The organism is Phaeobacter italicus (genome assembly GCF_001258055.1).
Lineage (GTDB): Bacteria > Pseudomonadota > Alphaproteobacteria > Rhodobacterales > Rhodobacteraceae > Phaeobacter > Phaeobacter italicus.
The window spans coordinates 82,454-100,843 of sequence record NZ_CVRM01000034.1; the positions used below are offsets into that span (position 1 = coordinate 82,454).

Genomic DNA, 18,390 nt, shown 5'->3' on the forward strand with positions numbered 1-18,390 from the left:
AGAGTATTTGGGGAAAGATGACAGCCTGGCGCCTGTGCCGGGCTGTTTGCGTTTTGGGGTGGGAGCGGGGCAGAGAATGAAAAAATGCTTGGAATTTTCACCGACTCGCGCCACTGTGAAAAAGTAGATCATTTTTTCACGAGACATATCTGTGACCGATCAAAGCCCCCAGCCTGCCACCCTTGGTGCTGATTTGCGTGCGCTGCGTAAGTCGCGCAGCCTCACCCTTACAGACCTGGCCGCGAGACTTGGGCGTTCGGTTGGTTGGTTGAGCCAGGTGGAACGGGACAAATCCGAGCCCTCGATCTCTGATCTGCGGGCCATCGCCAAATGTCTCGATGTTCCGATGTCCATGTTGTTTGCCCATTCTGCCTCCCCCGCTGATGAGCAGGGATATGTGGTGCGGGCAGGCGCGCGCCGACCGATGGGCTCGGGCGAGGAGGGGTTGATTGAAGAGCTGTTGTCTCCTGATCTGACCGATGATTTCGAAATGGTGCACTCCACATTTCAGCCCCGGTCACAGATGCAGACGCCCGCAGATCGGCCGACTCAGGAGGTGGGTTATGTGATCTCAGGCCGGTTGGATCTGGTCATTGGTGGGCGGGAATTCTCAGTCGGGCCGGGAGATAGTTTCCGGATCCGCCACGAACCCTATCAGTGGTCGAACCCCTATGATGAGCCCTGCGTTGCCGTTTGGGTCATTGCTCCGCCGGTGTACTGATGAGTTTCGAAGCCTGGAGTGTTTTTGCCTTGTTCTGGGCGGTGTTTGTCACCACGCCGGGCCCGAACGCCGTCAACTGCATTTCAAACGGAATGAACCTTGGTTTTCTGCGGGCGATGGTGGGAGTTCTTGCCATTCTGACCCAGGCGAGCCTGTTTCTCGTTCTGTCTGCGCTTGGGGTGACCGCGCTGATTGCGGCGTCTCCGACCGGGGTCTGGCTGGCGAAAATGATAGGAGCGGGCTTCCTGATCTATCTGGGACTGCGCGGTTGGCAAAATGCCACGCGACCGGTGCCCCAGACGGAGCGGCCTGTCCGCCATGTCTATCTGCACGCATTGGCGATAGCGACGATCAATCCCAAGAGCGTGGCCGGATATCTTGCTGCTTTTTCCCAATTTGTTCAGCCGAATGTGCCGATCTGGGAGCAGATGGTCGTGATCATGCCGACGGCGCTGGTTCTGACGACGCTCAGCTATACCGGGTTCACACTGATCGGGGTTGTCATGGGCAAGGCTGCGATGGCGGCGGTGTTCAATGTCTGGATTCGCCGTCTGCTGGCCATCTGTTTTGTCATCTACGGCGTTCTTTTGGGACTCAGCTCTGCGCCGCAGGCGGGCATGCGATGAGGTCGCGCATCTTTCAAACATATCTCATCCGTTCCAGGGCGGAACATGCAACCAGGACCCAAAGAGGTCTTTGCCACACAGGGAGGCACCATGTCTGATTTTCCAACCAAGGCCAAGGTGGTCATCATCGGCGGCGGTGTCGTCGGCTGCTCGGCGCTCTATCATCTTGCCAAAAAGGGGTGGAGCGATTGTGTGCTCCTTGAGAAGAACGAGCTGACGGCGGGGTCGACCTGGCATGCAGCGGGTAATGTGCCGACGTTCTCGACCTCTTGGGCGATCATGAACATGCAGCGCTATTCGACCGAGCTGTATTCGCGCCTCGCTGACGAGGTGGACTATCCAATGAATTATCATGTCTCGGGTTCGATCCGGCTCGCGCATAGCAAGGAACGGATGCAGGAGTTTGAGCGCGCCATGTCGATGGGCCGCTATCAGGGCATTCCGATGGAGATGTGGACCCCCGAACAGGCAAAGGCGCGTTATCCGTTTCTGGAGACGCATGATCTCGAAGGGGTGCTGTATGATCCGACCGATGGGGATATCGATCCGGCCCAGCTGACCCAGGCCTTGGCCAAAGGCGCGCGGGACCTGGGACAGAAGATCGTCCGTTTCTGCCCGGCCACGGATGTTACCCAGAAAGATGATGGCAGCTGGATCGTCCATACGGAAAAGGGCGACATCACCTGCGATTACGTGGTCAATGCTGCGGGTTACTATGCACAGCGCGTCGGGGAATGGTTCAAACCCTATGGTGGCCGTACGGTGCCGGCCATGGTGATGAGCCACCAGTATCTTCTGACCGATGAAGTCCCGGAGGTCGAGGCTTGGTCCAAGGAAAATGGAGGCAAGCTGCCGCTGCTGCGCGACGTGGATGTCTCATATTACCTGAGGCAGGAGAAGAACGGCTTTAACCTTGGCCCCTATGAGCCGAATTGCAGGGGGCATTGGATGACCGAAGATGATCCGATGCCCGAGGATTTCAGCTTTCAGCTTTGGAATGACGATCTGGACCGCATCGAGGATATCGTCACAGATGCTATGGAACGGGTTCCTTTGATGGCGACATCCGGTGTCGGTCGCGTCATCAACGGGCCGATTCCCTATGCGCCGGATGGTCTGCCATTGATCGGCCCCATGCCTGGTGTCAGCAACGCGTTTGAGGCGCACACCTTCACCTTTGGCATCGCGCAGGGCGGTGGTGCTGGCAAGGTGCTGGCAGAGTGGATCGTGGATGGTCATACCGAATGGGACATGTGGGCTGTCGATCCACGTCGTTACACCGACTACACCGATCAGGATTATTGCAACCAAAAGGGCATGGAAGTTTATGGCAACGAATATGCCATGCACTTCCCGCACCACGAATGGCCCGCTGCGCGTGAGAAGAAGCTGTCGCCCGTACACGCCAAGGTCAAAGAACTGGGCGGACAGATGGGGGCCTACAACGGGTGGGAGCGGGCAAATTGGTTTGCCAAGCCCGGCGATGACACATCCCTTGAAGCCACGCATACATGGGGCCGGTCAGGCCCGTGGGAACAGCGCATCAAGGAAGAATGTGAGGCCGTGCGTGACCATTGCGGGGTTCTGGATCTGCCGGGCTTTTCGCGGTTCATGGTCACAGGCGAAGGCGCCGCCGAGGCGCTGCGAGGTCTCATAACAGGTGGTCTGCCAAAGGTGGGCCGGATCAATCTGGTCTATATCGCTGATGACCGCGGTCGCATTCTGACAGAGATGTCCTGTGTCCGATTGGCGGATGAGGCGTTCATGATGATCACCGCAGCGACGGCGCAGTGGCATGACAGGGATATTCTGCTTTCTGCGATGCCCGCCTCTGTTTCCGTGGAGGATGTTACCACCACACGCGACACGCTGATCGTGACAGGCCCGAAGTCTCGCGACATTCTTGCAGGTCTCAGTGATGGCGATTTCGAGAGCGGATGGCTCACCCATCAATCGGCGACCGTCGCGGGCCGTGAGGCATTCCTTATCCGGGTGTCATTCGCCGGGGAGCTGGGTTGGGAGGTTCACGCACTGAACGAAGATATGCCGGTAATCTATGAGGCTGTCCTGGAGGCAGGCGCAGTTCCCTTTGGCATGTATGCGCTGAATTCTCTGCGGATCGAGAAAGGCTATCGCGCCTGGAAAGGTGACCTCTCAACAGACTATTCGCTGTTGGAAGGTGGGCTGGAGCGGTTCGTGAAGCTCGACAAGCCGCAGGCGTTTCCCGGGAAGGCTGCCATTTTGGCGGAAAAGCAGCGCGGTGTGGCCAAGCGGTTTGTGACCTTGAAGGTCGATGCCGGTGAAGCAGATGCCCCTTACATGTCCTGCATTCGCCACGGGGATGCGATTGTGGGTGAAACCACTTCGGGAGCATGGGGCTACCGTGTTGGTGCATCAATAGCGCTGGGAATGGTGCGCGCAGATCTGGCAGAGCCGGGAACCGAACTGCAGGTCGACATCTACGGAGAGCTGTGCCGTGCTGTCGTTCAGGCCGATGCGCCGATGTGGGATCCGGACAATGAACGGCTCCGCGCCTGATCCGCGCGACATCCCGCCCCATGAGACCGGGGCGGGGCATGGCCCCTGGCAGGTAGACATCCTGCTTGCCGAGGGGTTCGTCCTGACCGAATTCTCGGCAGTGATAGAGCCGCTGCGGCTGGCGAACCGGGTGCTGGCACAGCCACCGTTTCAGTGGACATTACGCTCTGCCGCAGGCGGAAAGGTCGGTTGCCGGGCGGGCGCTGTTGTCGAAACCGACCCCTTTGTGCCGCGCCCTGATGCGGACTGCGTTTTCGTCCTTGGCAACAGTGATCCGGATTGCCCTGCCTTGTCCCTTGGGCCGGAAATTGCAACCTACCGAACCCGGGGCGCTAAGGTATATCTTTTGGCGGAAGCAGCCAGCAGATATATCCGCGATCATGCGAGTGACGGCCGACTGCATACCACGCATTGGGAGAATGCCACACTCCTGCGGGAGCGCTCGGGGTTGTTTGACGCCAACTTCGCGCTCGCCAGCGAAGACGGCCAGGTGGTCACTTGCGCCGGGATGGGGGCCACTGTGGATGTGGTTCTCACCTTGATTGGTCAGCTGACAACAGCCGCCGCGCAGATGACGGTCGCCAACATTCTGCTGCATGAGAAAGTGCGCGACTATGGTTCTTTGCAGCCTTTTTCAGGGGTGAAGCCGACGATCACAGGTGATGCAGATCTGGACCAGGCAATCCGCGTCATGCAGGATCACATCGAGGATCCGCTGCCCATCAACGAAATCGTCGATCACCTCGGTATCTCGACCCGATCGCTTGAGCGAAAATTCAAAACCTATCTGGGGACGACACCCAATGGTTTTTATCGAGAAATGCGGCTGAACAAGGCGAATAACCTGCTTCTCAACACAACGATGAGCGTTCGGGAGATTGGGCTGGCTTGTGGATTTTCGAATGGGTTTTCGACCCTATACAAGGCCTTTTTCGGGATAACCCCCCTTAGCCTTCGCAAATCGCGGCTGGAAAATGGGCGGGCTTCGGGAGGGGGAAGAAGGGGCGGGTGAAATCTCGGGTCTTCTTGGCGTTTTTCATACATTTTGTGTCGCCTGATCGTGTCATTCTCAGACCAAAGAGAGATCTGGAGACATGAGATGAGCGATCTTCCCAACAAGGCCCGCGTGGTCATTATCGGCGGTGGTGTGATCGGATGTTCGGTGGCCTATCATCTGACCAAGCTGGGCTGGAAGGATGTGGTTCTGCTGGAGCGCAAGCAGCTGACTTCCGGCACCACTTGGCACGCCGCGGGCCTGATCGCCCAGCTGCGCGCGACCGCCAACATGACCAAGTTGGCGAAATACAGTCAGGAACTCTACGGCTCGCTGGAGACAGAAACCGGCGTCGCCACGGGCTTCAAACGTTGCGGTTCTATCACCGTGGCCCTGACGGAAGAGCGCAAGGAAGAGATATTCCGCCAGGCCGCCATGGCGCGTGCGTTTGGCGTCGATGTCGAGGAAATCTCTCCTGCTGAGGTCAAGGACCGCTACGAGCATCTGAACGTGGGTGATGTTACCGGCGGGGTATGGCTGCCCAAGGACGGTCAGGGTGATCCCGCAAACATCGCGCTGGCTCTCGCCAAAGGCGCCCGCCAGCGCGGCGCGCTGGTCAAGGAGCGGATCAAGGTCACGGGTATCTCCAAAAATGGCCGTCGCGTCACTGGTGTCGACTGGATCAGCGATGATGGCCAGTCCCAGGGTCACATCCAGGCCGACATGGTGGTGAACTGCGCCGGGATGTGGGGCCATGAGGTCGGCCGGATGGCTGGCGTCAACGTACCGCTGCACGCCTGCGAGCATTTTTACATCGTCACCGAAGGCATCAATGGTCTCACCCAGATGCCGGTCCTGCGGGTGCCTGACGAATGCGCGTATTACAAGGAAGATGCGGGTAAGATCCTGCTGGGGGCGTTTGAGCCAAACGCCAAACCCTGGGCGATGAACGGCATCCCTGACACCTTTGAATTCGACCAGCTGCCGGAAGACTTCGACCACTTCGAGCCGATCCTGGAAGCCGCCTGCAACCGTATGCCGATGCTGGCCGAGGCCGGTATCCACACCTTCTTCAACGGTCCGGAGTCCTTTACCCCGGATGATGCCTACCACCTGGGCCTGGCGCCGGAGATGGACAACTTCTGGGTTGCTGCGGGCTTCAACTCTATCGGCATCCAGTCCGCGGGCGGCGCAGGTATGGCGCTGGCGCAGTGGATGGAAGACGGCCAGAAACCGTTTGACCTGGGCGACGTCGATATCTCGCGCATGCACCCGTTCCAAGGCAACAAGCACTATCTGTTTGAACGCTCAAAAGAGACCCTGGGCCTTTTGTACGCTGACCACTTCCCCTACCGGCAAAAGGCAACTGCCCGCGGCGTGCGCCGCACCCCGTTCCATTATCACCTTAAGGAACAGGGCGCCGTATTCGGCGAAATCGGCGGCTGGGAGCGTGCCAACTGGTTTGCCAACGACGGCCAAGAGCGCGAGTATCAGTACAGCTGGAAGCGCCAGAACTGGTTTGAAAACTCCGCCGCTGAACATCACGCTGTGCGCGAAAACGTCGGCATGTACGACATGTCTTCCTTCGGCAAGATCCGCGTCGAAGGCCCGGATGCCGAAAAGTTCCTGAACTACATTTGCGGTGCCAATGTCTCGGTTCCGGCGGGCAAGATCGTCTACACCCAGTTCCTGAACAGCCGCGGCGGGATTGAGGCGGATGTGACCGTCACCCGCCTGAGCGAGACCGTCTATCTGGTGGTGACCCCTGCGGTGACCCGCCTTGCCGACCAGACCTGGATGATGCGCCACAAGGGCGATCATCGCGTGGTGATCACCGACGTGACCGCAGGCGAGGGCGTGCTGGCGGTGATGGGCCCGAATGCGCGCAAGCTGCTGCAGAAAGTGTCGCCCAATGATTTCTCCAATGAGGTGAACCCCTTTGGTACCGCGCAAGAGATCGAACTGGGCATGGGCCTCGCTCGTGTGCACCGGGTGACCTACGTGGGTGAACTGGGCTGGGAAATCTATGTCGGTGCAGACATGGCGGGCCACGCGTTTGAGACCCTGTGGGAAGCGGGTCAGGACATGGGGCTCAAGCTCTGCGGGATGCACATGATGGACAGCTGCCGGATCGAGAAGGGCTTTCGCCACTTCGGCCATGACATCACCTGCGAGGACAATGTGGTCGACGCAGGGCTCGGCTTTGCCGTCGCCACCGGCAAGGACGATTTCATTGGCAAGGCTGCGGTGCTGGAGCGCAAGGAAACCGGCCCCAAGGCCCGGATGGTTCAGTTCAAGCTGACGGACCCTGAGCCGCTCTTGTTCCACAACGAACCGATCATCCGCGACGGCAAATACGTGGGCTACCTCAGCTCTGGCAACTATGGCCATACGCTGGGTGCCGCCATCGGCATGGGCTATGTGCCGTGCGAAGGAGAAAGCGCAGCAGATGTGCTGGGATCGACCTACGAGATCGACGTCTGCGGTGTGAAGGTGCAGGCCGAGGCGTCGCTGAAGCCGATGTACGACCCCAAATCGGAGCGTGTGAAGGCCTGACTGCCGCTCCGCTCTCTCACGTGAAACATTGGCCCGCAGTCGATCATTTGACTGCGGGCCATCATTTTTGTTGATGCCGGTGATAACACAAAGGTCTCTTTTTCTTTTTCGCAGAGCTGCGATAAAGGCGTGTCCGCTTCACTCTTGAGAGAGCTGCAATCCTGCGGATCAACTTTGTCGCAAGGAAAAGGGGCACAGGATGTCGCAGCAAAAACGCGAGAATGTCGATACGCCCCAAGGGCTCGCCTTTGCGATTTCAGCATATCTGATGTGGGGTTTCCTGCCGCTTTATATGAAGGCGCTTTCTCATATGCCCGCGGCAGAGGTCGTTGCGCACCGCGTTCTGTGGTCGGTCCCGGTGGCTGGCATTCTGCTGGTGGTTCTGCGCCGCACCCGCGATTTGCAGGCTGCTTTGCGGTCCCCCAAGGTTTTGGCGATGGGCTGTGTCACTGCGGCGCTGATTTCCGTGAATTGGGGGATCTATGTCTGGTCCATTGCCACAGGGCATGCCCTGGACGCTGCATTGGGCTATTACATCAACCCATTGTTCAGCGTCATGCTGGGCGCCCTACTGCTGGGAGAGCGCCTGACTGTTGCCCAACTGGTCGCGATCGGTTTGGCCGCCCTTGCCGTCGTTGTGCTGGCGGTGGACGCAAGAAGTTTGCCTTGGGCTGCGATTGGCCTCACGCTCAGCTGGGGGTTTTACGCCTTCTTCAAGAAATCCCTCCCGGTTGGCCCCAATCAGGGCTTCATGCTGGAGGTTTTGATCCTGACACCGCCGGCCATCGGGTATCTGGTCTATCTTGCGTCAACCGGCGGCGCGCATTTTGGTGGTGATCTCGGGGATACGGTGCTGTTGGTTGGATGCGGTGTGGTGACGGCGGTGCCGCTCATCACCTATGCCAACGGTGCCAAGCTGTTGCGGCTGTCCACGATCGGCATCCTGCAGTATATCGCGCCGACGATGATTTTTCTCGCTGCTGTATTCCTGTTTGGAGAGGAGTTCGGGCGTGCGCGGATGATTGCCTTTCCGATGATCTGGCTGGCTCTGATTATCTATTCCACGTCCCTTGTTCGACAGATGCGTCGCGCCTAGCGGGGTGTCCCCAGCCCCTTATGGTTTTGCAGAGAACCTCGGCCCATAGGCGATAGGCCCTAGCTGATGGGTGGTAGCCATCCCGGGCCGCCATGTCCGGTGACAGGTCAATCTGGAATGGCAGGTGCAGCACGTCGGCCTGTGTTTCAGCGAGGCGGGCAAGCACCTGGTCAAGACGGGCGGCATGTTGTCCCAGAAACCAGGCGAGAGGGTTAGGCAGGGCTGGGAAACGAGCCATTGGCGGGACGCCACATAGAATGATCAATTTGGCCCGGTATTTCCGTTTCAGCAAATTGATCAGGGCGGACTGTTCCATGTGAAACCGGGTCTTGCTGGTCAGGCGGGTCACATCGTTTACCCCCAAGGCCAGCACCACGACATCCACATCCCGACCTGTCGGTTCCTGTTGCAGGCGCAACAGCGTGTCAGCCGTGCGGTGCCCGTTGGTTGCAAGCAGACGCCAGTGCACGGCGTGGGTGCAGGAAAGCTGTGCTGCCAACTGACCCGAGAGCGCCTCTGCCTGGGTGGAAACGCCCACCCCCGCAGCGGAACTGTCCCCTGCAATCAGGATACGCAGAGGCGGATGATCGACCTTGCGAATGACATCGCCACTGCGGGGTCCGATGGGTTCTGGCAGGCGCAGCGCGCTTCGACGGACGGAAATGGCTTGTGCGACCAGAACCGGGAAAAGAATAACCCTCAGGACACGGTCCATTTCAATCAGCTGAGCGCGGACTGAAAGCCGATGAACCGCGGATCTTGCATAACCCGTTCCATGATTGCATCCCGCAACGCGCCGACGGTCTTGTAGGGGCGCATGACGACCTCGAACTGGGTGATAAGCCCGGTGTCGTCCAAGGTGATCAAATCGACACCAACTGCGTCCAGCTCCCCGACCTTGCATTGAAACTCCAGCGCCCAATCAGCGCCATCACCCATGATCCGGCAGTAGCGGAATTCGGTGAAGATCTGCCCGACGTGCCCTAGAATGGCAGCAACAGGCGCCCGACCCGTCCAAGTTTTCCAATAAGTCGGCGGCCGAAACTGCACGTCCTCAGCCAGCAGGGCGGCAATCGCTTTATCATCGCCCTTGGCAACGACGTTCAGCAGGGTCTCGATCGTCGGGTGGGTCATGGTATCGATCTGGTCCTTCAATCGGATGGTGCTTTCAACCCTGACGGGGGCGGTCTGCCGCGGCAAGCACGACGTTGCGAAAGCTTGCCCTGTGGTGTGCAGGGCGCTAGGGACGCGACCATGACACTCTCAAGCGAATACAACCCGCCGCAGGATCCGTTGGATATTCTCTACCACGACGCAGAAATCGTGGTGGTGAACAAACCGCACGGATTGTTGAGTGTGCCGGGACGAGGGGAACATCTTGCCGATTGTTTGATCTCGCGGGTTCAGGCCGTCTTTCCCGAGGCACTTCTGGTGCATCGGCTGGACCGTGACACCTCTGGCGTGATGATCTTTGGCATGACCGCCCATGCGCAGCGGCATTTGTCGATGCAGTTTGAAAAGCGCACGACGAAAAAGGCCTATGTCGCGCGCGTGCACGGGCGCCTTGAGCCGAGAAGCGGGACAGTTGATCTGCCGTTGATCGTTGACTGGCCCAATCGTCCCCGCCAGATGGTTTGCCATGAGACCGGGAAACCAGCCGTGACGGATTGGCGCGTGACCAAATACGAGGAGGCCGCGACACGCGTGCGTCTCACGCCGAAAACGGGTCGGTCTCATCAATTGCGGGTGCATATGCTGGCGCTAGGCCATGTCATTCTTGGGGACCCGATCTATGCCGAAGGCCCCGCAAGAAACCATGAGCGGCTGATGCTCCATTCGGAAGAGCTGCGGGTCAAACACCCCGACAGCGGAGAATCCATGAAGTTCCGCGCAAAAGCCCCGTTCTGAGGTCAGACGGAGATCCGCAGCCAGTCATGTGGAAAGATGTCGGGATTGCTCAGCTTGGGGTCTCCAAACCACTTGGCAGGCCCCGCGACCCGTCGACCTGGCGTTTGATTGAGCCATGCCGCCCACCAGGAGAAAGAGCTGTTGCCGATGATGTTGTGCTGACACAGGCTCATCAGGCGCATGTCTTCAAAATCGGTCTCTGGCCCATTGAAGTCGACAACAACCTTTTCGCAAGGCAGTGACAGGTTGTCCTTGGCCCACTGGGGGTCATCGGAAAAGACATAGACGATTGGGTCGCCCTGCAGACCATCCAGCACCTTTGCCAATGCCGCATCGTAGTAGGCCTGATCACACAGAACATGTGCCGCAAAGGTCAGGTAATCGCCTCGTCGCACATGCAGAGAAATCGCAGTGCTTTCCGCGATTCTGGCGGCCATTTCGGCGTTTTGCTGATTGGAAAACGCGGGGAAAGTGAAATCGCTCCGGATACGTTCAGCGCTGTTTTGAAAATACTTCTGGCTCTGCCAATAGCCATGAAGATAGCTGTTGTCGCCCCAGTCCTCGAAAGCCGGATTATACCCAAGACCCCGCTCGCGGCGAAAATATGGTTTGGCGCCGACTTTCTGCCCGATGCCGCGCCAGATTGCGTACCGCAGTGGATTCGTCTGTTTCAAAGGCGGCAGGTGAACGGGATCGGCAAGCTCTAGATCAAACACGCGGGTCAGTACGCCCTCACCACGCAAAATGGCCCCACGGCTGTCCAATGCAAGCGGAACGCCTGCCCGGTCGGCCAGGGCGCGGCCGGCGGCATATTGGAACATCTGGTTTCCCAGTCGGCCATGCAGGCGGGTGATGATCATCGCAGGCTCCTCTCGGCTCTTGCGATGTCATATGCTTCTGCGGCGGCTCTGGCCAGCCTTGCTATTGGGCGGTACGTCTTTGCGTTTCCCATTGCGCGAATCCGGCAACCCCGAAGGCAGGGTCTGGCTCCTCGTTCAGGTAGCTCAGGATTTCGATCGAGTGGCCGTCAGGATCCTTGAAATAGACCGAAAGCGCAGGCATCCAGCCAAGAACCACTGGCTCTTCTGTGGGGGCGCCGTTGAAATCGAGGGGCTGCACGCCGACATCGCTCAGCCGGTCGCAAATGCCATCCATTGCGGCGGGCGTGCTGCGAAACGCCATGTGCAGGCGCATGCCCATCGGAGCCGTCCCCGTCCCCCACAGGCCCAGCATCCCCTGTTCTGGGCCACCCACCCAGAGAAACGCAACCTGACGTTCCGGCAGGACGCGGGCCAGTTCAAGCCCGATGATGTCGCGATAAAATGCGATGGAACGATCCAGATCGCGGACTGTTAGGTGGGTTTCATATACCCCGGTGAGTTCTGTGCCGATGGTGGCTGTGGTGGTCACGTGGTGGTTCATCTGTCCTTTTCCTTGTCACTCAGTTGATCAGGAATGGCGAGCCTGCATGCTCAAGTCAGGTTGAGGTCAAGCGATTTGTCCTCCTTGTCCGGCGATCATGCAGGCTTGACGTGACCACGGCTATGTCACTATGCCGGTTTGCAGGGGACGAGGCCCCGCCGCCCGCGGTTTTGAACCAAGGTGAACCCTCGAATTGATTTCTCTGTCTTTTGCTCATCCACGCGATGCGCCAATGGCAATGCGGGCCCCGTTTTCAGGCGCATCTTGTTGATTGAACAAGAGGCAAGACAAATGACACATCAAGACGAGCTCCCAACTGTCGGGAACCTCAAACAGCAGGCGCGCCGGCTCCGCCAGCAGCTGCAAACCCGTAATCTGGACCTGTCTCATAGTGCGGCGCTTGAGATGGTTGCGCAGCAGTATGGCTTTCGCGACTGGAACACGCTCAGCGCCAAGGCCGAAAGACCTTTGTCAAACGGACGACCGCAGACCCTTAGGGTTGGGCAGACGCTGCGCGGCACATATCTTGGGCAGCCCTTCACCGCAGAACTTCTGGGCCTCAAAGTCTTTGCAGAAGGCGCGCGTCGGCGCGTGACGCTGCATCTGCATGAAGCGGTCGACGTGGTTCAGTTTGACAGCTTCTCGGCCTGGCGCCAAAGGATCACGGGGACCATTGGATGGGACGGGCGTTCAGCTGAATGCACGTCGGACGGACAACCGCAGCTAGTGTTGGATCTCCCTGATTAGAGCCTGTTTTGACCCCCGCAAAAACAAAGAGCCGCCCGTTTAGGCGGCTCTTCTCATCTACGATTTCGGCGGGTGCTTATTCAGCAGCCCAACCACCGACGGCTTTGATCTCGAGGAAATCCTCGATCCCCCAGCTGCCACCTTCGCGACCATTGCCAGATTGCTTCATGCCGCCGAACGGAGAGCCTGCCGAGCGGGATTTACCGTTCATCTCAATCATACCGGCACGCAGTTTGCGGGCCATGCGATTTGCGCGGTTTGCGTCCTGGGTCTGAACATAGTTGGTTAGGCCATAGGGCGTGTCATTGGCGATCTCGATAGCCTCTTCTTCGGTCTCGAAGGGAATGATTGACAGAACCGGGCCAAAAATCTCCTCGCGGGCGATGGTCATCTGATTGTTCACATCAGCAAATACGGTGGGTTTGACATAGAACCCTTTGTTCAGCCCATCCGGGCGCCCGGTGCCGCCAGCGACAAGGCGCGCGCCTTCGTCGATGCCTTTCTGGATCAGGTCCTGGATTTTGTTCCACTGCAGTTCGTTCACAACGGGGCCAATGTGCCGGCCTTCCTTGGAGGCGGGGCCAACTTCGACCTTGGCAGCGACAGCAGCGGCTTCTTCGACGGCTTGATCGTAAATGCCTTTCTGAACCAGCATCCGGCTCGGAGCGTTACAGCTCTGGCCTGTGTTGTTCATCATGTGCAGCACGCCACGTTTGACCGCCTTTTCGTCGGCATCTTCAAAAATGACATTTGCCCCTTTGCCGCCCAGTTCGAGATGAACCTTCTTGAGGGTGTCTGCGGCGGCCTTGGAAATGGCAGTGCCTGCGCGGGTAGAGCCGGTGAAAGAGACCATGTCGATATCCGGGTGGCTGGACAGCTGGGTGCCTACACCTGCGCCATCCCCGTTGACCAGATTGAACACACCAGCAGGGAAGCCTGCTTCGTCCATCATTTCCGCAAAGATCATCGCATTGAGCGGGCTCTGCTCGGAGGGTTTCAGCACCATTGTACAGCCCGCAATGGCTGCGGCTCCGACTTTCAGTGTGATCTGGTTCATCGGCCAGTTCCACGGCGTGATCAGTGCAGCGACCCCTACCGCTTCGTGGATGATGCGGTCGTTGGGCGCGTGATCGCCTAGCGGGTGTTCAAACGCAAAGCTCTTTGCTGCGCGGATGAAGTTTTGCAGGTGGTAGCTGCCGGCCCCGGCCTGTTGGGTCCGCGCCATGTCAATCGGTGCGCCCATCTCCGCGCTCATGGCCTGTGCCAGATCTTCGGTGCGGGTCTCGTAGATGGCGATCAGCTTTTCAACCAGCGCGATGCGGTCTTCAACTGGGGTTGCCATCCAACCCGGCAGCGCGGCTTTGGCTGCGGCAACTGCAGCATTTGTGTCAGCTTCACCACCGAGAGAGATCACAGCACAGGGGGATTCGGTGGATGGGTCGATGACCTCGAAGTCATTGGAAGACGCGGGGGCGACCCATTGGCCGTTGATGTAGAAATCACGTTTTTCGATCATGACTGACCTCCCAGATGTCAGAATTTGACGGGCTTGCCCGCAATTGGCGTCACTCTGTCATTGCGATATCGGATCGGCAAGAGGGCGTGAGAAATTTGATCAAATTATTCACCTGTTGGCAAGACAAGGGAAATGTTCTCCCTTTTTCGCCGGGTCCGGAACAATCACTGCACTGTGGGTCGCGCCTCAATCGTGATCGTCTTTTCCGGTGAAGTTTGCGCATCAAGGGTTTAACCTGCCTCCGCAGTGGTTAGGTTAGCGCCATACCATGTATCCATTTGACAGCAGAGGAGAGACCCATGGGTTTGCGTATCAATGATGTGGTTCCGGATTTCACCGCAGAAACCGACCAGGGCACCATCTCGTTCCACGATTGGATCGGAGACAGCTGGGCGATTCTGTTTTCTCACCCCAAGGACTTTACCCCTGTCTGCACCACCGAATTCGGCGCGGTCGCGCAGCTGGCGGATGAATGGGCCAAGCGCAACACCAAGGTGATTGGTGTTTCCGTCGACGGTGCCGAGGACCACAAGAAGTGGAAAGGCGATATCGAAACATTTGCGGGCACCCCCGCGGGCTTCCCGATTATCGCGGATGAAGGTCTTGCGGTGTCCAAAGCGTTCGACATGCTTCCTGCCGAGGCCTATCTGCCCGACGGCCGGACGCCCGCCGATAGCGCAACGGTGCGCTCTGTCTTCATCATCGGGCCCGACAAGCAGCTGAAACTGTCCATGACCTATCCAATGACAGTTGGCCGCAACTTTGCGGAAATCCTGCGGGCGCTTGACGGTCTGCAGATGTCGATCGGCAACGGTGTTGCGACACCTGCCAACTGGGTTCCGGGCGAGGATGTCATTATCCCGCCAACCGTTTCGAACGAGGACGCAAAAGCCAAGTTTGGCGAGTTCGAGACGATCTTCCCTTACCTGCGCAAAACCAAAGCGCCGCAGTGATCGCGTAAACCTGCGCAATGAACAACAAAGGGGCCGCATGGCCCCTTTTTTCGTTTTGCAGTCTGGTGGCCGCTTCCTAACTGCCTTTCGACAAACTTGTAATAGCTGCGCGATAGCGCGCCCGGTGCCAAGTTCGTTTGAGCTGGTCCATGCGGCTGCGTTTTTTCTGGATGGTGGAGCCGCCGTGGCTTGCGGCAGCGCTCTTGATGCAGCTGGGCCAGAGCGTCAGACTATCGACGCCGGTTTCCCACCGCATCTGCAGCCAGGTATCTACCGGACGGTCAAACCGCTCTGATTGAGACCACAATGAATGTGCTGCGTCCTTGCCAAGCAGGTAAAGCGCGGCGGTCAGGCCGATCTCTTGAGGGCGAAACAGCGTCACATCACCCTTCGTTGCGACTACCGATTTGGGCTTTTCGCGCGGGGCCATGGGAAATCGGATCAGGCTCTGCCTGTCTGCGTGGTCCAGTGCGATTTGCAAGGCATCAGCGAAACCATCAGTCGTGACAACGTCATCTTCTGCGACAAAACCAAAATCCGCCTCGCCCTCCGCGATGGCCTTCCAGGCTTTGCGATGTGAGAGAAAGCAGCCGATCTCTGAGGGCATGAGCGGGAAGGGATAGCGCGGATCCAGCAAATGCGGCACTGAAACCTGGGCACGTTCCTGAGCCGACATCTTTCGCCCGTCCACAGCGTCCAGAACCTGCCCGCCTGGCAGTGTCTGAACCAGTGCGGAGACGAGATCTGTGCGCGCTGTGCTTGCCGCGAGATGTATCACGTATGATTTGGTCATGGAGTCTTGCTAGGTGTTTTGCAGCAAGCCGTCCAGTCAGGCCATCCAGCAAAAAGCCCCGGTGAAACACCGGGGCTTTCTCATTTTCAGAAGCAAGAGGAGGGATTAATCCGCTTTCTCTTCTTTCTTTTCGGCTTTGATTTCTTCGCCGGTTTCCTGATCCACAACCTTCATGGACAGGCGAACCTTGCCGCGATCGTCAAAGCCCAGCAGCTTGACCTTAACTTCCTGGCCTTCTTTCAGAACATCCGAAGGATGGTTCAGGCGGCGGTTTTCGATCTGGGAAACGTGTACCAGACCATCGCGCTTGCCAAAGAAGTTCACGAACGCACCAAAATCGACGATTTTCACGACCTTGCCGGTGTAAACTGCGCCTTCTTCCGGCTCAGCCACGATCGAGTGGATCATGTCGTAGGCCTTCTGGATCGCAGTGCCGTCAGCGGATGCAATCTTGATCACGCCGTCGTCGTTGATGTCGACTTTCGCGCCAGAGGTTTCCACGATTTCGCGGATGACCTTGCCGCCGGAGCCGATTACTTCACGGATCTTGTCGGTCGGGATCTGCATGGTTTCGATGCGCGGCGCGTGTACGGAGAACGCATTGGTTTCCGACAGGGCCTTGGACATCTCGCCCAGGATGTGCATCCGGCCGTCCTTGGCCTGGGCCAGGGCTTTTTCCATGATCTCAGGGGTAATGCCTGCGACCTTGATGTCCATCTGCAGCGAGGTGATACCGTTTTCGGTGCCTGCCACTTTAAAGTCCATGTCGCCCAGGTGGTCTTCGTCACCAAGAATGTCGGACAGGATCGCGTAGGAACCGTCGTCTTCCAGGATCAGACCCATGGCGACACCGGCAACAGGTGCCTTCAGCGGAACGCCTGCGTCCATCATGGACAGCGAGCCACCGCAAACCGACGCCATCGAGGAGGAGCCGTTCGATTCGGTGATCTCGGACACCACGCGGATGGTGTAGGGGAAATCGGTCGGTGCGGGCAGAACAGCCTGCAGTGCACGCCATGCCAGTTTACCATGGCCGATTTCACGGCGGCCGGGCGAACCAACGCGACCAACTTCACCAACCGAATAGGGAGGGAAGTTATAGTGCAGCAGGAAGTTGGATTTGAAGTTGCCGTGCAGCGCGTCGATGAACTGTTCGTCATCGCCGGTGCCAAGGGTCGTCACGGCCAGCGCCTGTGTTTCACCGCGGGTGAACAGGGCGGAACCGTGGGTACGGGGCAGCATGCCGGTTTCAGAAACGATCTGGCGCACCGTGGTGGTGTCACGGCCATCAATGCGCTTACCGCCTTTGACGACGTCACCGCGCAGGATGCCGGCTTCCAGCTTCTTCATCGCGGAACCGAGGTTCGCGTCTTCCAGCTGCTCTTCGCTCAGAGCTGCCTTGATGGTTTCACGAGCAGCTGCAACAGCGGCGGTGCGCTCTTGCTTGTCGGTGATCGCAAATGCTGCACGCATTTCGGTTTCACCAGCGGCTTTCACCGCTTCGTACAGCTCGGAGTAGTCCGGTGCCTGGAAATCAAAAGGCTCTTTTGCGGCTTCTTCGGCCAGCGAGATGATCAGGTCGATCACCGGCTGGATCTGCTCGTGTGCAAAGTTCACCGCACCCAGCATCTCTGCTTCGGTCAGCTCGTAAGCTTCCGATTCCACCATCATCACGGCGTTCTTGGTGCCGGCAACAACCAGATCCAGACGCTGTTCAGGGTTCAGACGCAGATCCTGCATGTCGTCGACGGTCGGGTTCAGGACGTATTCGCCATCGGTGAAACCAACACGTGCGCCAGCGATCGGGCCCATGAACGGCGCGCCAGAAATGGTCAGCGCAGCGGAGGCAGCGATCATTGCAACGATGTCCGGGTCATTGACCAGGTCGTGGCTCAGCACGGTGCACATCACCAGAACTTCGTTTTTGAAGCCGGGAACGAACAGCGGGCGGATCGGACGGTCGATCAGGCGCGCGGTCAGGGTTTCTTTTTCGGTCGGGCGGGCTTCACGTTTGAAGAAGCCGCCGGGAACCTTGCCCGCAGCGTAGTATTTCTCTTGGTAGTGCACGGTCAGCGGGAAGAAGTCCTGACCAGGCTTTTGTTCCTTGGCAAACGTCACGTTTGCCATAACCGAGGTCTCGCCCAGGGTGGCAATCACTGTGCCATCAGCCTGACGGGCGACCTTGCCGGTCTCCAGTGTGAGCGTCTCTTCGCCCCACTGCATCGATTTCTTAGTTACGTTGAACATCTGTCGTATCCTAAAAGGGAGCGCTCCCGGCCCTCCGGGTCTCCCGTTTGCGTGGCGGCCCCATTGCCGCCGGCCCAATCTATCTTTCTTCGCGTGCCAGGGCCTCGGCACATCGTCTCAGATGGGGGGCGCATACAGGATTTTTCCACAGATTGAAAGGAAAAGCGCCGGCGCGGGTTCAGCGCGTGTGCCGTTGATGGGGCGATTTCCTGACAACTTTGTGAACTGCGAAGCCGTTAACGGGATCATCAATAAATTTAGCCAAATTGCTGA

16 protein-coding genes are annotated in these 18,390 nt (G+C 58.5%); 9 read left to right on the forward strand and 7 right to left on the reverse strand.

Annotated features, from left to right (window positions below; all coding sequences use genetic code 11):
• Positions 1-151 precede the first annotated feature (151 nt).
• The 6 genes from NIT7645_RS16650 to rarD all read left to right on the forward strand — a co-directional run bounded on the left by NIT7645_RS16650 (position 152) and on the right by rarD (position 8,531).
• Entirely contained in the window at positions 152-721 is a 570-nt protein-coding gene (locus NIT7645_RS16650; RefSeq protein WP_008559056.1) for a helix-turn-helix domain-containing protein, read from the forward strand.
• Positions 721-1,347: a LysE family translocator gene (locus tag NIT7645_RS16655; RefSeq protein WP_050687594.1), complete on the forward strand. Its 627-nt coding sequence runs from the start codon at positions 721-723 to the stop codon at positions 1,345-1,347. The genes NIT7645_RS16650 and NIT7645_RS16655 overlap by 1 nt, the downstream gene beginning before the upstream one ends.
• Positions 1,348-1,437: 90 nt before the next feature.
• Positions 1,438-3,885: a GcvT family protein gene (locus NIT7645_RS16660; RefSeq protein ID WP_008559925.1), complete on the forward strand. Its 2,448-nt coding sequence runs from the start codon at positions 1,438-1,440 to the stop codon at positions 3,883-3,885.
• On the forward strand, positions 3,866-4,897 hold the full coding sequence (locus NIT7645_RS16665) for a GlxA family transcriptional regulator (RefSeq protein ID WP_050687596.1): 1,032 nt from the start codon (positions 3,866-3,868) through the stop codon (positions 4,895-4,897). Before NIT7645_RS16660 ends, NIT7645_RS16665 begins: the two co-directional genes overlap by 20 nt.
• 48 nt (positions 4,898-4,945) lie before the next feature.
• Entirely contained in the window at positions 4,946-7,435 is a 2,490-nt protein-coding gene (locus NIT7645_RS16670) for a GcvT family protein (RefSeq protein ID WP_278245788.1), read from the forward strand.
• A 199-nt stretch (positions 7,436-7,634) separates the two neighbouring features.
• Positions 7,635-8,531 (forward strand): EamA family transporter RarD, encoded by an 897-nt coding sequence (gene rarD / locus NIT7645_RS16675; protein WP_008558731.1) that lies wholly within the window; start codon positions 7,635-7,637, stop codon positions 8,529-8,531.
• Here the strand turns inward: rarD and NIT7645_RS16680 are convergent.
• Together NIT7645_RS16680 and NIT7645_RS16685 are read right to left on the reverse strand one after the other, a co-directional pair.
• On the reverse strand, positions 8,488-9,246 hold the full coding sequence (locus NIT7645_RS16680) for an SGNH/GDSL hydrolase family protein (RefSeq protein WP_008561444.1): 759 nt from the start codon (positions 9,244-9,246) through the stop codon (positions 8,488-8,490). The genes rarD and NIT7645_RS16680 overlap by 44 nt on opposite strands.
• A gap of 5 nt (positions 9,247-9,251) precedes the next feature.
• Positions 9,252-9,665 (reverse strand): nuclear transport factor 2 family protein, encoded by a 414-nt coding sequence (locus NIT7645_RS16685; protein WP_050687629.1) that lies wholly within the window; start codon positions 9,663-9,665, stop codon positions 9,252-9,254.
• Between the two features lie 120 nt (positions 9,666-9,785).
• Between NIT7645_RS16685 and NIT7645_RS16690 the strand changes: the two genes are divergently transcribed.
• A complete protein-coding gene (locus tag NIT7645_RS16690; protein ID WP_008560586.1) occupies positions 9,786-10,439 on the forward strand; it encodes an RluA family pseudouridine synthase in 654 nt (217 codons plus the stop codon).
• A 2-nt stretch (positions 10,440-10,441) separates the two neighbouring features.
• Here NIT7645_RS16690 and NIT7645_RS16695 read toward each other — a convergent pair whose 3' ends face one another.
• Both NIT7645_RS16695 and NIT7645_RS16700 read right to left on the reverse strand, forming a co-directional pair.
• Complete coding sequence (locus tag NIT7645_RS16695; RefSeq protein WP_008562971.1) at positions 10,442-11,299, reverse strand: alpha-1,2-fucosyltransferase; 858 nt, start codon at positions 11,297-11,299, stop codon at positions 10,442-10,444.
• Positions 11,300-11,360: 61 nt separating this feature from the next.
• On the reverse strand, positions 11,361-11,861 hold the full coding sequence (locus NIT7645_RS16700; RefSeq protein WP_008560689.1) for a VOC family protein: 501 nt from the start codon (positions 11,859-11,861) through the stop codon (positions 11,361-11,363).
• A 291-nt stretch (positions 11,862-12,152) separates the two neighbouring features.
• On the opposite strand from NIT7645_RS16700, the gene NIT7645_RS16705 reads away from it, so the two are divergent.
• Entirely contained in the window at positions 12,153-12,608 is a 456-nt protein-coding gene (locus tag NIT7645_RS16705; protein WP_008559415.1) for a glyoxalase superfamily protein, read from the forward strand.
• A gap of 76 nt (positions 12,609-12,684) precedes the next feature.
• On the opposite strand, the gene NIT7645_RS16710 is transcribed toward NIT7645_RS16705, so the two are convergent.
• Positions 12,685-14,124: an aldehyde dehydrogenase family protein gene (locus NIT7645_RS16710; RefSeq protein ID WP_008561137.1), complete on the reverse strand. Its 1,440-nt coding sequence runs from the start codon at positions 14,122-14,124 to the stop codon at positions 12,685-12,687.
• Between the two features lie 299 nt (positions 14,125-14,423).
• Here NIT7645_RS16710 and NIT7645_RS16715 point away from each other — a divergent pair, with 299 nt between their 5' ends.
• Positions 14,424-15,077, forward strand: a complete 654-nt coding sequence (locus tag NIT7645_RS16715) for a peroxiredoxin (RefSeq protein ID WP_008560131.1) — start codon at positions 14,424-14,426, stop codon at positions 15,075-15,077.
• Positions 15,078-15,153: 76 nt separating this feature from the next.
• On the opposite strand, the gene NIT7645_RS16720 is transcribed toward NIT7645_RS16715, so the two are convergent.
• Both NIT7645_RS16720 and pnp read right to left on the reverse strand, forming a co-directional pair.
• Positions 15,154-15,870 carry a glycosyltransferase family 25 protein gene (locus NIT7645_RS16720; RefSeq protein WP_008561187.1) on the reverse strand — a complete coding sequence of 239 codons (717 nt, stop codon included), beginning with the start codon at positions 15,868-15,870 and terminating at the stop codon, positions 15,154-15,156.
• A gap of 105 nt (positions 15,871-15,975) precedes the next feature.
• Positions 15,976-18,117 (reverse strand): polyribonucleotide nucleotidyltransferase, encoded by a 2,142-nt coding sequence (gene pnp, locus NIT7645_RS16725; RefSeq protein WP_037302597.1) that lies wholly within the window; start codon positions 18,115-18,117, stop codon positions 15,976-15,978.
• Between the last annotated feature and the right edge of the window lie 273 nt (positions 18,118-18,390).